This is a genomic window from Cytobacillus sp. FSL W8-0315 (genome assembly GCF_038002905.1).
In the GTDB taxonomy this organism is placed as follows: Bacteria; Bacillota; Bacilli; order Bacillales; family Cytobacillaceae; genus Cytobacillus; species Cytobacillus pseudoceanisediminis.
The window spans coordinates 3,393,777-3,407,848 of sequence record NZ_JBBOOC010000001.1; the positions used below are offsets into that span (position 1 = coordinate 3,393,777).

The following is a 14,072-nucleotide window of genomic DNA, read 5'->3' on the forward strand; positions in this document are numbered from 1 at the left end:
TCACGAACATATGGGCGTCCATAGAACCTTCATGAAGACGAAAATTCAGTGGCTCACCTTAAAAAGGTCTCAATGAAGTGTTCATAAAAAAACAAAATTTAGTGCCACACAAAAAAAGGTCGACATAGTCCGTTTATGGCGACAAAAACTGGTGGGCTCACCAAAAAGCTATTAATATCCAAGGCAATTTCCCATAAAAAAATTCAGCAATAAAATAAACCTCTTCCAAACGACAAACAGTTAATAATGCTGTTTGTTTTTCTTTTTATGCATTACAATAGAATGCGAATTCTAAATATTGTGAAGGTGATTCGATGGATACAAAATTAATTTTAATCGAGGGTCTGCCTGGTTCAGGCAAATCTACTACTGCAAGATTGGTTCATGAAATTTTGATGCAAAACGGTATTGAGTCAGAGCTGTACTGCGAAGGGGATCTGAATCATCCGGCAGATTATGAGAGCGTCGCCTATTTTGAAAATGACCAGTGGCATCGATTACTGGAAGAATATAGTGCATTCAGAGACCAAATTATCGAAAATTGCATTCCGGAAGACAATAGCTATTTATTGCCTTATAAAAAGCTTGTACCTGACATTCCAGACACATTTTATGAGAAAGTATCTAAAAAGGATATCTATGAGCTTCCTTTGGATCAAAATATGAAACTTATAATCAATAATTGGGAACGATTTTCAACGCGAGCTGCCAGCGGCAAAAAAGTACATATTTTTGAATGCTGTTTTATACAGAATCCTGTTACAGTCGGTATGATTAAATATGGAGCTCCGCTTACAAAGGTTCGGAATTATGTATTGGCATTGGAAAATTCCGTGAAAAAGCTGAATCCGATATTAATTTATATCAGTCAGGATAACCTTGACTACTCTTTCAGGAAAGCGATAAAAGAACGGCCGCAATCCTGGTCTGAAGGTTTTATCCATTATTATACCGATCAAGGATATGGAAAGAAAAATCATTTAAGCGGGGAAGATGGCACTTTAAAGGTTCTTAAAGCCAGGAGGCAGGCAGAAGAGGAAATCTTGAAGAAGCTGTCCATTCGAAAGGCTGTAATCAATAACTCTGCATTTGATGAGCATTCACATAAAGCCGCTTTGGAGAAGTTGTTGATAAATCACCCCGCAAAGAAAGGAAAAAATTAAATGCCGCATCAGGATCATTGTCCTTTTTGCAGTCCGCACAAGGACCCTCTTCAAAATATCATTTTTGAAAACAGCACTTGTTATTTTCTTCAGCACGATAAAGAACAGGACGTATTGGAGGGCTGTGGGGTCATAGTGCCAAAAGCGCACCATTCCGATGCTTTTCACCTGACAGCGGAAGAATGGAATGATACATATGTACTTTTGCAAAAAGCTAAGGATTATTTAGATAAAAAGTATGCACCAGATGGATATACGCTTGGCTGGAATGTGGGCGATGCTTCAAATCAATCCATTCTTCACAGCCATCTGCACGTCATTCCCAGATATAATGATGAACCACACGCAGGAAAAGGGCTCAGGCATTGGCTGAAGCAGCCCGATAATAAAAGGGGGATTCTGAAAAGATGAAAAAACACACAGCGGGACTGTGTGTTTTTAAATTACTGAATTTTCGGCGGATTGCTCTTGACTTCAAGAACATCCAGCATAAATACAAACACTGGTATACCGACGATTAATCCCCAAACACCGAAGAAATGTTCAGAGAAAATCAGGACAATAAAGGTATAAAAGACCGGCAAATCCGTTTTGGAAGACATAAGCTTCGGATTTAAAATATACGCTTCAATGGCGTGGATCACCATAATGACCAGTACTATATAAAATACTTGGATGAATCCGCCGAGAGAATAGGCGATTGTACAGAGCGGGACAAGCGAAATAATGACACCTGCTACAGGAATTAATCCCAGCAGGAAAATCAGAATTGACAATCCCATCAGCTGTGGAAAGTCCATGATCCATAGAGCAAGTGTTGTCAGGATGCAATTGACTGTGGCAATGACAAACTGCGCCTCGATTACTTTCCCGAATGTTTGCACAAATTTACTTCCAAAATACTCGATTTCATTATAAAAGTCAGCGATTTTGCTGTGCTTAAATTTCAAGGTGAATTCAATCAGTTTCGGTTTTTCAAGCAGGAAAAACAAGCTAAGGATTAGAGACAGCAATACCTGTACGGCAATATGACTAATATCGGAAAAATATTGAAGCAGGAACGCAAAGCCCTGTTCAAGATATTTCGTAATTTCATTTGTTTCGAGCATTTGAACAATATATGTAATTACGATATTGTCATGTTTTTGGGTGTAAAAGCTTTCAACCTGTTTAAACAGCTGTGATATTTCAGATACAATTAAAGGGAGGTACTTGATAATCCCTATAGAAAGCAGGCCGATAATTCCCATATAAAGGGTTATGACCGTCAGTTTCCTATTCAGTTTAAATCTCGAGAGGACAAGCTTCACAAGCCTATCCATCAAAAATGAAAATATAAATGTAATCAGAATTAAATTAATCATGCTCCTCAGCAGGTAAAGAGCCAGGACAATAATTCCAAAAATAATGAATCGTTTGATGCTGTTATTATTTAAAAATGATTTTATCGTTTCCAATTTCATTCCTCCACACTTTTTAAGTTTCTTTAAAATTTCATGAAATGCGGAGATAGTTACTCTGGAACATATATGGGATCATGTATTCATTGCTTCTGTGAATTGCATGGGAGTTTAGCGCCTGAAAATGGATCCGGTATTCTTTATAATAGGTCAGCTTCGCCGTAAATTTTACTGCAGCTGCTAATGTGCTGCTCAATGCAGGGCTTTTAAGGGCAGGTGAATCAATAACAATGGCATTTCCCTTCAAATGCACATTTAAATCAATCGGCTCCTGGCTTTGCTGCAATGATGAAGACAAACCGGATACAAGCAGGAAAATGCTGAAAAATATGTGTGCCACCTTGTTCATCCTCTTATTATCAATATATTTACTATTTTATAATACTTTTTCATTTAATTATATATCTATTTACAGTCGAATTGGAAAAAATCATTACGAAGAAAGGATGATGATAGTTGGATAGGAAATATGCTGCCGTTACAGGCTGTTCCAGCGGGTTTGGAACCTTGATGGCCATTGAGCTGGCTAAGAATGATTTTCAAGTTATTGCAACAATGAGAAATACGAATAAAAGCAAATTATTAATGGAGAAAGCTAGACGAGAGGGAGTTCATGAACAGATATCCATTCACGAATTGGATGTCACCTCGTCCTCATCCATAGAAGTTTTTAAAAACCTGATCCTTCAATTGCCTTCAATTGATGTTTTAATCAATAATGCAGGCTATGCAGGAGCAGGATTTGCGGAAGAAATACCGCTGGAGGAGTATAGAAATCAATTTGAGACAAACGTTTTTGGAACGTTTGCAGTAACACAAGCGGTTCTGCCATTTATGCGAAAACAAAGAACAGGAACCATCTTAAATGTAAGTTCCATCAGCGGAAGAATCGGGTTTCCAGGCTTATCGCCATATGCCGCATCAAAATTTGCTGTAGAAGGGTGGAGTGAATCACTTAGACTTGAAATGAAACCGTTTGGCGTAAATGTTGTCCTGATTGAGCCAGGATCTTTCAGGACTGGCATCTGGACAACAGGGAAAAAGATAGCGGAACCATCCTTGAAAAAAGATTCACCTTATTATCCATATATGACAAAAATTCAAAATTACCTTGAACAAGGCGAGCCCTTTTATGAAGATCCGCTAATCGTAGCGAAAAAAGCAGTGAGCATTCTCAGGGAAAAAGAACCTTCACTCAGGTACCCGGTAGGAAAGGGTGTACGCACAAGAATACGCCTGAAAAACGTACTGAACTGGAAAAGCTGGGAGAAAATCATAATAAAAACTCTTTACAAAAAATAGAAGTTTTTTTCAAAGTTTGTTGTTTTTTTTACTCCAAATTTTATTTAATCTGCTGAGTTGATCTTCGCTGTGGGCACTTGATCCTTGAAAATGCATACGCATTTTCTTCGTGCGGTGATGATTCAAGGAAGACAATTCAAAGTCCTTCGGGAGGAGAGGGAGTAAGAGACCCCACAAGCGAAGCAAAGGAGGCTCTCATGCCTCCCCGCGGAAAGAAACGGACATCATTAAACACTAAAACAACAACAAATTAACTTATAAACAAATACACCGTAATTATTATCCCAACGATAAAAAAAGCAAATGTCCCTGAAAGAAACGGATTGATATGAATGAAAAATTCAGCTCTTTCTTCTTCATTCATATGAGTCATCATATTTAGCTTAATCAGCAATCACATTATTTGTCCAGGCATCATCCTGTGAAAAAGCAAATAGGCTTAATGCAAAAAGAATAAAGCTGCTGTAGGCAATGGTATCAAGCAGAGGGAAGTGAAGAAAAAACGAAATACCCGCTGCTAAAATTGATTCTAAAATAAAGAACAACAATGCCCAAACCCAGAATTTTTTTTGTCTAACCATGCAGGACCTCCTATTTTTGTTTTCTTTTATAACGAATAGGATGATAAAAAGTTTCAAAATTTTCCTTTTTTTCTTCTTTTTTCTTAAGCCCCCAATCTCTGATTAATTTTCATGTATCGAGAGAAAATAAGAAAACTTATCTTAGATCATCTGGGGGAGATGGAATGAAAAAGGGAATGAAAAAATACTTAATCACGCTGTTATTATTCATAGCCCTGCTGATTGTCTGGAACCAGACGGAAGCTGAAGTCTCCGGACCGCCAACCATCCATCTGCGCCTGATGGAAACAACGGATTTGCATGGAAATATGATTGGTTATGATTACGAAGACCGCAAGAAAACAGTGGAGTTTGGGCTTTCAAGAACGGCCAGCTTGATTAAACAGGCAAGAAATGAGTCTCCTAATTCCCTTCTATTTGATAATGGGGACATTCTTGAAGGCAACGGACTCGATGAGTATGCCTATAGAAGCCATCCGCTTGACATGGCTAATGTCCATCCTGTTTTTAAAGCCATGAATACTCTGCTTTATGATGCTGCTACGGTGGGAAATCATGAATTTAATTACGGAATTGATTTTATGGAAGAAAGCCTCAGGGGGGCTAACTTTCCTTATGTCAATGCCAATATATATGTTGAAGACAGCAATCAGCTCGATGAGGATGATTTGAATTATTTTAATCCCTATACCATTATAGAGAAAGAAGTGACAGATACAGCCGGGGAGAAGCATAAGCTGAAAGTTGGAGTCATCGGCTTTATCACACCGATTGTTGCGGAATGGAATAAGGAGTATTTTCACGGAAACCTTAAAGTGAAAAATATAAAGGAAACTGCCGAGCATTTTATCCCTATTATGAAAAGCAAAGGGGCAGATATTATTGTGGCTCTTGCCCATACAGGTCTAGAGTCCGATAAAGGACTGGATGAAAAAAAGGGCAACTCAGTTCATGCCCTCAGCAAGGTTAAAGGATTAGATGCCATTCTATTCGGGCACAGCCATTCTGTTTTTCCTGTCAAAGATGAACTGCAAAAGCTGCCTGGAATCGACTTAAAGACTGGCACCATTAACGGAACTGCTGCAGTCCAAGCTGGATATTGGGGCAATCATCTTGGTCTCATCGATTTGAAAATTGTTTTCCAGGATAGCGAATGGAAAGTTAAAAGCAGTCTTTCGTCGATCAGGCCCGTTTACCGGACAATCAATAAAAAAAGCAGGGAAGTAATACCCGCAGACCCAATAATTGAGCAGATTATGAAAAAAGATCATCATGATGCCCTGAATTATTTGAAAAATAAAAAGTAAAAGGCGCCCATGGGACGCCTTTTTCCTATAAAACCGAAAACTCCTCATTTTTCAAATCAGTAATAAACATATGTCCCGGAGCATGTGTAATCATAATTTCCGGCTTCACATGCATGGCAACTGCCTGGGGTGTTACCCCGCAGGCCCAGAAAACCGGTACCTCTCCATCTTTAATGGTCACAGGGTCCCCAAAATCTGGGCGTTGGATATTGCTAATGCCGATTGCTTCTGGATTTCCAATATGGACAGGGGCCCCATGGACAGATGGGAAGCGGCTTGTCACCTGTACAGCCCTAATGGCTTCCTTTTCTGTCATCGGACGCATACTCACTACCATCGGGCCTTCAAACCGGCCTGCACCCACACAGCCAATATTGGTTTTATACATCGGGACATTCCGATTTTCCTCAATATGGCGGATAGGGATATTATTTTTGAGCAATGCGTCTTCGAATGTAAAACTGCATCCGAGCAGAAATGCTACCATATCATCATTCCAATAAGATGTTATATCTGAAAGTTCCTCAGCGAGCTCTCCGTTTTTATATACCCTGTATTTTGGCAGGTCGGTTCTAATATCAGCATTTGGAGCTGACAGCATTGGCACTGGTGAACCTGGTTCAGTCACATCAATGATTGGACATGATTTAGGATTACGCTGGCAGAAGAGCAGAAATTCAAAGGCCAGCTCCTTTGGCAATATAGCCAGATTAGCTTGAATAAAGCCATTAGCCATTCCTGCAGTTGGATCATCCCAATCCTTTACACGGATTAATTTGCGCGCCTCTTCGGGATTCAATTGAGAAGGGGTGATCATATGAAAATCTCCTTTCATGCTTATTTAAATAGCTCGGGGATACCATTGATTAATGAATAAACCCCCATGTAAGACATGGCTATCACGATAATGACTCCGAAAATCGTCATCCAAAGGGGATGTTTATAATCACCGACAATTTTGGTTTTATAGGCAGCAATCAGCATTACACCTAGTGCAATCGGCAGGATAAGCCCGTTTAATGAACCAACTAAAACCAATATTTTTACCGGTTTTCCAATCAAAACAAAAACAAATGTAGAAATGGCGATAAAACCGACAATGACCCATTTATGATATTTCTCGACAGCAGGGCTCAATGTCCGAATGAATGAGACCGATGTATAAGCTGCACCGACAACAGAAGTTATGGCAGCTGCCCACATAACTACTCCAAACATCTTATATCCAATATTCCCCGCTGCCAGCTGGAAGACAGAAGCAGGAGGGTTGGATGGATCGAGTGCAAGGCCCTGTGAAACCACACCCAGTGCGGCAAGGAACAGGAAGATACGCATAATGGAAGCAATCCCGATTGCACTGACAGAGCTCTTTGTGACTTCCGGCAGAGCTTCTTTTCCTTTGACTCCAGCATCAATTAAACGATGCCCGCCAGCGAAGGTAATATAACCGCCAACCGTTCCGCCGACTAGTGTAATAATGGCCAGAATATCAATTTTATCCGGCACGAACGTTTTGACAACAGCTTCACCAACAGGAGGCTGTGCAGTAAACATTACATAAAGAGTTAATCCAATCATGACAAATCCTAAAATCTGTGTGAAACGGTCCATTAATCTGCCCGCTTCTTTTACAAGAAAGATGCCGATTGCCAAAATTCCGCTTAGAAGGGCGCCCAATTCAGGGGATATACCGAAAATAACATTTGTACCTAACCCGGCACCGGCAATATTCCCAATATTAAAAGCAAGACCGCCCATGACAATCAGGGCAGCAAGGAAATATCCCATTCCCGGAAGGACATCGTTGGCAATATCCTGTGCGCGCTTTTCAGAAACGGCTATGATTCGCCAGATATTCATCTGTGCCCCAATATCGATAATAATAGAAATTAAAATTACAAATCCAAAACTCGCAAGCAGGGTTTCTGTAAATACTGTCGTTTGTGTCAGAAAGCCTGGTCCAATGGCAGAAGTGGCCATAAGGAATGCCGCACCCAGCAAAAGACTGGCATTAGATTGCTTTTTCATTCATTTTCCCCCAATAATTCTATTTGTGGTTATCTTTCGTGCTTCTTTTACCTTGCATCAGCACTATTTGTAATGATTGAGTTCCATTCGCGCTAGAGTATTCTTCTTCAACAGAACTATTCCCGACAATCGCCCCTAAAAGCCTGCACGCTATTTTTTAAAACCTCATATGCACTATTTCAACCCGATGAGAACATCGGAATCCCCGCAAGATAAATAAGTCTCCTTAAAGGGGCACCAACTTTTCATTACTTCCACGAATATCGGTTTTATTTCAAAAACTCGCTGATTTTCGCTACCTGGATTCCTGCTTCATTCAGTGCCTTCGGAATATATTGGGCAAATTCAAGTGCGCTTTCCCCGTCACCATGGATGCATATCGTATTGGCCTCAATGGAAACGTCAGTACCCTGGACAGAATGAACCTTTCCTTCCTTGACCATGCGGATTACCTGATTTACAGCTTCGCTATGATCTGTAATAAGTGCATTGTGTTCCCTTCTTGAAGTAAGAGTTCCATCCTCCTGGTACGTGCGGTCTGAGAACACCTCATTTGCAGAGCGGAGTCCAATTTTCCTGCCGGCTTTTACTAATTCGCTTCCTGAGAGCCCGAAAAGAATCAGTTCAGGATCCACTTTATAAACCGCTTCTGCGATTGCTTCTGATAATGGTGCGCTTTTTGAGGCCATGTTGAATAATGCACCGTGCGGTTTTACATGCTGAAGCTTTCCGCCTTCAGATTTAACAAAGGCATACAAAGCACCAATTTGATAGACCACTAAGTCATAAGCTTCCTGAGGGGTTATGTTTATATCCCTCCGGCCGAATCCATGCAGATCCTGGAGTCCCGGATGGACACCCAGGCCAACATTCTTCTCAAGTGCCATCTTAACTGTTTTTCGCATGGTCGCAGGGTCGCCGGCATGAAAGCCGCATGCAATATTGGCAGAAGTAATATAATCAAGTATTTCCTCATCGCTCCCCATCTTGTATGAACCAAAGCTTTCTCCCATATCACAATTAATGTCTACAATGTGCATCTTAATTTCCTCCTCTTGTTTTTAAAAATATGCCTTGCTTTAATTCCCTTAATTTCATTTCTCTATTAATTAATAACTGCTGCGCCTGTTCATTTGATATTTCTGCAAAACTTAAGGAGTCTCCGGGTTTGGCCTGCGCCAGAAGGGGGAGGTCGACAGCAGCAACCTGTCCAATTTTTGGATAACCTCCAGTTGTTTGCCGGTCAGCCAGCAATACAATCGGATTTCCATCCGGAGGAACTTGAATGGAACCAAAATTTACGGCTTCAGATATTTGCTCAGCATGTTCTGACAGCGAAAGAGCAGGGCCTTTCAGTCTATATCCCATCCTGTCCGATTGTGAGGTAACTTCAAAGGCATGTTTGAAAAGCTGAACCTGGCTTGCTTCGGAAAATAAATCAAATTGGCGGCCCCTTGTTATTCTGATTTCTGGATTTGCCGCTGTGTCCGGTATGAGTTCTGATGCAATACCCCAGTCGTTTTCAACAAAAGTCCTATCAAGAATCTGTTTTGTCAAATACTCCGTTATTTTCAATGATTGGAGAGAAGGTTTGCCGGTTTCCAGCAGGTCTCCTGACTTTAATGCTCTGCCTTTATAACCGCCAATTCCTGCACGCAGGTAGGTGGATTTGCTGTTCATTACATCAGGTACGGCAAATCCGCCCGCAGCAGCCAGATAGGCTCGGCACCCTTTACGGCACCGGCCGAATTTAAGTTCACTGCCTTTTTTCACAAAAACGGATCTCCATGTCCGAACAGGCTGGCCATTGATGGAAGGGGAAAGGTCACCGCCGCAAATCGAAATGAGGGTATCTTTTTCAAATGTTAAAATTGGACCCATCATCGTTATTTCTAAAACAGGATCATTTTCTTCGTTTCCAGCCAGCAGATTGGCCATCCGGTGTGAAAATGGGTCCATGGCCCCGCTGGAAATCACGCCAAACTTTTGATAGCCGGTTCTCCCCAGGTCCTGAATGCTAGAAAGGAGTCCAGGCTTTAAAACGTTAATCATTGTTCCGTCTCCTCCCAATGATGGTATTCTTCCAGACTGATTGGCTTGAATTTGATTTGGTCGCCTGCTTTGAGTAGGGTAGGGGAGTCATCCGTCGGCCGAAACAATTTAACAGGAGTACGCCCAATCAGCTGCCAGCCGCCTGGCGTCTCGATGGGGTAAATACCCGTCTGCATCCCGGCAATCCCCACTGTTCTCTCGGGAATCTTTAGACGCGGCGTATCCCGTCTTGGTGCGGCAATTTGTTCTGACATTCCGCCAATAAAAGGGAATCCTGGTGCAAATCCAATCATATAGACCAGGTAGCTGCCTGAGGAGTGAAATTCAATAACTTCTTCGGGGGTAATCCCATTATGCTCTGCCACAAAATCAAGATCCGGCCCAAATTCTCCTCCATAGCATACCGGGATTTCAACAATTTCAGGTTCCGGCATATTATTTTCCGTCATCTCTTCAATAAGCGGTTTAATCAGTGAACACACGAAATTAAACGGGAGCTGGCCATTTGAAAGCTGATAGGCCTTAAATGGATTATAAAACATGGTTACAGTTGTGTAAGCAGGTATGTATTCAATCATCCATTCGGGAGGGTACTTTTCAAGAAAGGCAGTCAGCGACTGAACTTTCTGATGAGTTTCCTTGCTGATTTCTTTCCCAAGCTCAACAAGAACAGCATCATCCCCTAATGGGTGAAGGGTGTATCTCATCATTTCACCAGCTTTCGCAGTAAATTTGTTTGTACTGAGGAATAAAATATTATTTGGTAATAATAAATCTTCATTTTTATTCAAAAGAATTTCATTCATTATTCTTTCTGAAAAAAGGGAAAATCATGTCTTCTAATGCTTGATTGAAAAACATTTATTAGTAATGTTATATATTTATGCAATGTCCTTAGCAGAAGAATATAATATTATATAATAGACTGAAAATTCTATTTGTGCAAATTATTCTGCTAGAAGGCGTACCAATATCTTCAAAGTTTAGTTTGTCCATCATTTTGGGAATAGAGGAGGTACATCACCATTTAGGGAGAGATCATATTGGAAGCAGATTTAGAAATGAACTTATCAGAAAGATTTGAGGCTGCCTTTAACCGTATTCACAAAGCCTTAAAACAATCTGCTAAAAACGCCAGAACAGATAGATTTTATAAACTTATAGAAATACAGAAAAATCATTCGCTGATTCGATTATATGAAGATGATTTGCATCAGTTTGCCAAGCTGCGAAATGCCATTGTCCATGAAAAAATAGACCTTGATTATTATATTGCGGAGCCTCATCTCGAGACGGTAGAAAAGATTGAAAGGATTGCCGGCCATTTTGAAAAGCCAAAAACCGCACTTTCCATAGCTGCAACTCCGGTATTTTATTTTTATGAAGATGGCAAGCTAACGGATGTACTGGCCATAATTAATAAATTTTCACACTCCCAATTCCCCATTTACTCGAGAAAAGAGGAATACTCATGGCTATTAACTTCGGCAGATATCGTGAAATGGATGGCAGAGCACTTTACAGAAGAAACAATCCAGTTGAAAAAGGTGAGAATTAAAGAGCTTTTCAGCAAGAAATCAAAGTATCAAATCTCGTTTGCAGGCAAACATACATCTATCTTTGAATTAGAGGATATGTTTGAGGACTGCCGAAATAAAAATGAAAAGCTTGAAGGGATCATAGTTACCGAGAACGGAAAGCCGACCGAAAAACCAAAAGGCATCATAACAGCGTGGGACCTCCTGGAAGCCGATTCAGAAAATTAAAACGCAAAAAAGGTGCAAGCAATAGCTGCACCTTTTTTGCCGGTTCCGATTATTGCAGCAGTCCCAGACGCATCAGAGTAGACCTATCCTGAATATTCATTCCTGCAGACCTTCTTATAAATGTCCCTTTTTTTGCAATGCCAAAGGAATAGCGTGAAGTCGATGTAAACCTGATCATGGCTTCAGTCCCTCCTTATGAAATTGGCGCTGCATTATTACTTTCCCGCGATTTTGAATAATAAAACTTTTTTACTGTATAAATTTAAGCCTTCTAAAAAGCCAATAAAGATGATAATATAAACTGATAGTTCAATAGCTAAATCCGTGTACACGGTAGAGGTTCTAGCTACCCTCTTTAAAAAACTAAGGAAAACAGGTCTGCTTTCTTAGTGGTCCTGTTTTTCTATTTAAAGGAGAATTTTTATATGAAAAATGATAAAGCACTCGTTGTGTTCAGTGGCGGTCAGGATAGTACAACTTGCTTATTCTGGGCAAAGGAACGTTTTGAAGAAGTGGAAGCCGTCACTTTTAATTATAATCAGCGTCATAAGCTGGAGATCGAATGTGCACAGCAAATAGCAAAGGAACTGGGGATCAGGCACCACATTCTAGATATGTCCCTATTGAATCAGCTGGCACCAAATGCACTAACCCGTGATGAGATTAAAGTAAAGGATGGGGAGGAAGGCGGGCTTCCATCCACATTTGTGCCTGGGAGAAACCTTTTATTCCTGTCATTTGCTGGTGTGCTGGCCAGTCAGATTAATGCAAAGCATATTATAACCGGGGTGTGTGAAACAGATTTCAGCGGCTACCCAGACTGCAGGGATATTTTTATAAAATCATTGAATGTCACCCTTAATCTATCAATGGATGAACAGTTTGTGATCCATACACCATTAATGTGGCTCAACAAAGCAGAGACATGGAAGCTGGCAGATGAATTAAATGCCCTTGATTATGTGCGTGAGAAAACACTGACATGCTATAACGGAATTCCGGCTGATGGCTGCGGTGAGTGTCCAGCATGCCATTTAAGGAAAAATGGCCTTGAAGAATACCTCAAGGAAAAGGAGGAGCTTTAAGCCATGTACGGTTTCAGGATTGTTGATAAACTGCAGAAGATAAATGAGGATATCAAACCCGATCAGCTGAAATACCACCATAAGCGTGTAATGGTCAGCAAGGAATTCACTTTTGATTCAGCCCATCATCTGCATTGCTATGAAGGCAAATGCAAAAACCTGCATGGGCACACCTACAAGGTGATTTTTGGCATAAGCGGATTCGTGGATGACAGAGGATTAATGATTGATTTCGGCGACATTAAAAAAATTTGGAAAAACGAAATTGAAATATTCCTTGACCACAAGTATCTGAATGAAACGCTGCCGCCAATGAATACGACAGCAGAGAATATGGTTGTCTGGATTTATGAAAAAATGGCACAAAGCCTCCAAAACAGAAAAGAGCAATATGTTGGTGCAAGAGTAGAATTTGTGCGCCTTTTTGAAACTCCTACAAGCTATGCGGAAGCAAGAAGGGAGTGGATGGAGGTTGAGTAAGATTCCTGTTCTCGAAATATTCGGACCAACCATTCAGGGTGAAGGAATGGTGATCGGCCAGAAAACGATGTTCGTCCGTACAGCAGGATGTGATTATTCATGCAGCTGGTGTGATTCATCCTTTACCTGGGATGGAAGTGCGAAAGACAGCATCCGCCAAATGGAACCGGATGAAATTTGGAAAGAGCTTAAAGAGCTGGGTGGGGATGGATTTTCCTTTGTGACCATATCCGGGGGTAATCCTGCACTTTTAAAAAATTTGAGTGAACTCATTTCTTTGCTCAAAGCAGAAAAAATTAAGATCTGCCTGGAAACACAGGGGAGCCGCTGGCAGGATTGGTTTTATGAAATTGATGAACTGACCCTATCCCCAAAACCGCCGAGCTCAGGCATGAAAACAGACTTCGATGTGCTCGGTTATATTGTGAATAATCTTCAGACCAAAAGAAAGGCAGAACAGCAGGTCTCACTGAAGATTGTTGTTTTTGATGATAAGGATTATGAATACGCTAAAAACATTCATAAGCGCTATCCCGGTGTTCCGTTTTATCTGCAGGTGGGAAATGATGACACTGTTACAGCTGACGACCGAAATTTATTGCAGAAACTGCTTGACAAATATGATTGGCTCATTGAAAAAACGATACATGACAATGATTTGACAGATGTTAAAGTACTTCCGCAGCTGCATACATATGTATGGGGCAATAAGCGGGGAGTGTAGTATCTGCTAATCCCGCACCAATTGGTGCGGTTTTTTTTGTAAAGGATGTTCAACAATTTATGACAGATTCCGAGAAATTTATGATATTATACGTTTGAACTTAACAATACATTAGTGCTGTAAA

Annotated in this window: 17 protein-coding genes and 1 riboswitch; of the genes, 8 read left to right on the forward strand and 9 right to left on the reverse strand. The window is 40.7% G+C overall.

Annotation, left to right across the window (positions count from 1 at the left end):
* The first annotated feature begins 314 nt into the window (after window positions 1-314).
* Both MKY20_RS17325 and MKY20_RS17330 read left to right on the forward strand, forming a co-directional pair.
* Window positions 315-1,163, forward strand: coding sequence for a hypothetical protein (locus MKY20_RS17325; RefSeq protein WP_341002148.1), 849 nt, complete (start codon window positions 315-317; stop codon window positions 1,161-1,163).
* The gene (locus MKY20_RS17330; protein WP_009334489.1) at window positions 1,164-1,574 is read left to right on the forward strand and encodes an HIT family protein; all 411 of its coding nucleotides are present in this window, start codon (window positions 1,164-1,166) and stop codon (window positions 1,572-1,574) included.
* A 32-nt stretch (window positions 1,575-1,606) separates the two neighbouring features.
* Here the strand turns inward: MKY20_RS17330 and MKY20_RS17335 are convergent, their stop codons facing one another.
* Both MKY20_RS17335 and MKY20_RS17340 read right to left on the reverse strand, forming a co-directional pair.
* Entirely contained in the window at window positions 1,607-2,620 is a 1,014-nt protein-coding gene (locus MKY20_RS17335) for an AI-2E family transporter (protein WP_009334490.1), read from the reverse strand.
* A gap of 37 nt (window positions 2,621-2,657) precedes the next feature.
* Window positions 2,658-2,963 carry a hypothetical protein gene (locus MKY20_RS17340; protein ID WP_019379801.1) on the reverse strand — a complete coding sequence of 102 codons (306 nt, stop codon included), beginning with the start codon at window positions 2,961-2,963 and terminating at the stop codon, window positions 2,658-2,660.
* A 116-nt stretch (window positions 2,964-3,079) separates the two neighbouring features.
* Between MKY20_RS17340 and MKY20_RS17345 the strand changes: the two genes are divergently transcribed.
* On the forward strand, window positions 3,080-3,925 hold the full coding sequence (locus tag MKY20_RS17345; RefSeq protein WP_019379802.1) for an SDR family oxidoreductase: 846 nt from the start codon (window positions 3,080-3,082) through the stop codon (window positions 3,923-3,925).
* Between the two features lie 383 nt (window positions 3,926-4,308).
* On the opposite strand, the gene MKY20_RS17350 is transcribed toward MKY20_RS17345, so the two are convergent.
* The gene (locus MKY20_RS17350) at window positions 4,309-4,506 is read right to left on the reverse strand and encodes a hypothetical protein (RefSeq protein WP_009334494.1); all 198 of its coding nucleotides are present in this window, start codon (window positions 4,504-4,506) and stop codon (window positions 4,309-4,311) included.
* A gap of 164 nt (window positions 4,507-4,670) precedes the next feature.
* Between MKY20_RS17350 and MKY20_RS17355 the strand changes: the two genes are divergently transcribed.
* Window positions 4,671-5,813: a metallophosphoesterase gene (locus MKY20_RS17355; RefSeq protein ID WP_009334495.1), complete on the forward strand. Its 1,143-nt coding sequence runs from the start codon at window positions 4,671-4,673 to the stop codon at window positions 5,811-5,813.
* Between the two features lie 25 nt (window positions 5,814-5,838).
* Here the strand turns inward: MKY20_RS17355 and MKY20_RS17360 are convergent, their stop codons facing one another.
* The 5 genes from MKY20_RS17360 to pxpB form a co-directional block, all read right to left on the reverse strand.
* Entirely contained in the window at window positions 5,839-6,630 is a 792-nt protein-coding gene (locus MKY20_RS17360) for a putative hydro-lyase (protein WP_009334496.1), read from the reverse strand.
* A 20-nt stretch (window positions 6,631-6,650) separates the two neighbouring features.
* Window positions 6,651-7,841 (reverse strand): NRAMP family divalent metal transporter, encoded by a 1,191-nt coding sequence (locus tag MKY20_RS17365; protein WP_341002151.1) that lies wholly within the window; start codon window positions 7,839-7,841, stop codon window positions 6,651-6,653.
* 269 nt (window positions 7,842-8,110) lie between these two features.
* Entirely contained in the window at window positions 8,111-8,881 is a 771-nt protein-coding gene (locus MKY20_RS17370; RefSeq protein ID WP_019379805.1) for a LamB/YcsF family protein, read from the reverse strand.
* A gap of 1 nt (window position 8,882) precedes the next feature.
* Window positions 8,883-9,893, reverse strand: a complete 1,011-nt coding sequence (locus tag MKY20_RS17375; RefSeq protein WP_009334499.1) for a 5-oxoprolinase subunit C family protein — start codon at window positions 9,891-9,893, stop codon at window positions 8,883-8,885.
* Window positions 9,890-10,600, reverse strand: a complete 711-nt coding sequence (gene pxpB / locus MKY20_RS17380) for a 5-oxoprolinase subunit PxpB (protein ID WP_341003389.1) — start codon at window positions 10,598-10,600, stop codon at window positions 9,890-9,892. The genes MKY20_RS17375 and pxpB overlap by 4 nt, the downstream gene beginning before the upstream one ends.
* A 336-nt stretch (window positions 10,601-10,936) precedes the next feature.
* On the opposite strand from pxpB, the gene MKY20_RS17385 reads away from it, so the two are divergent.
* Window positions 10,937-11,659, forward strand: a complete 723-nt coding sequence (locus MKY20_RS17385; RefSeq protein ID WP_226280726.1) for a CBS domain-containing protein — start codon at window positions 10,937-10,939, stop codon at window positions 11,657-11,659.
* Between the two features lie 49 nt (window positions 11,660-11,708).
* Here MKY20_RS17385 and MKY20_RS17390 read toward each other — a convergent pair whose 3' ends face one another.
* A complete protein-coding gene (locus tag MKY20_RS17390) occupies window positions 11,709-11,837 on the reverse strand; it encodes a hypothetical protein (protein ID WP_019379809.1) in 129 nt (42 codons plus the stop codon).
* A 152-nt stretch (window positions 11,838-11,989) separates the two neighbouring features.
* Window positions 11,990-12,032, forward strand: a riboswitch (PreQ1 riboswitch).
* Window positions 12,033-12,084: 52 nt separating this feature from the next.
* Between MKY20_RS17390 and queC the strand changes: the two genes are divergently transcribed.
* Genes queC through queE form a run of 3 tightly spaced genes read left to right on the forward strand, consistent with a single transcriptional unit; the run spans window position 12,085 to window position 13,948 of the window.
* A complete protein-coding gene (queC, locus tag MKY20_RS17395; protein ID WP_009334502.1) occupies window positions 12,085-12,744 on the forward strand; it encodes a 7-cyano-7-deazaguanine synthase QueC in 660 nt (219 codons plus the stop codon).
* Between the two features lie 3 nt (window positions 12,745-12,747).
* Window positions 12,748-13,224 (forward strand): 6-carboxytetrahydropterin synthase QueD, encoded by a 477-nt coding sequence (queD, locus tag MKY20_RS17400; RefSeq protein ID WP_009334503.1) that lies wholly within the window; start codon window positions 12,748-12,750, stop codon window positions 13,222-13,224.
* Entirely contained in the window at window positions 13,217-13,948 is a 732-nt protein-coding gene (gene queE, locus MKY20_RS17405; protein WP_009334504.1) for a 7-carboxy-7-deazaguanine synthase QueE, read from the forward strand. The genes queD and queE overlap by 8 nt, the downstream gene beginning before the upstream one ends.
* Window positions 13,949-14,072: the final 124 nt, after the last annotated feature.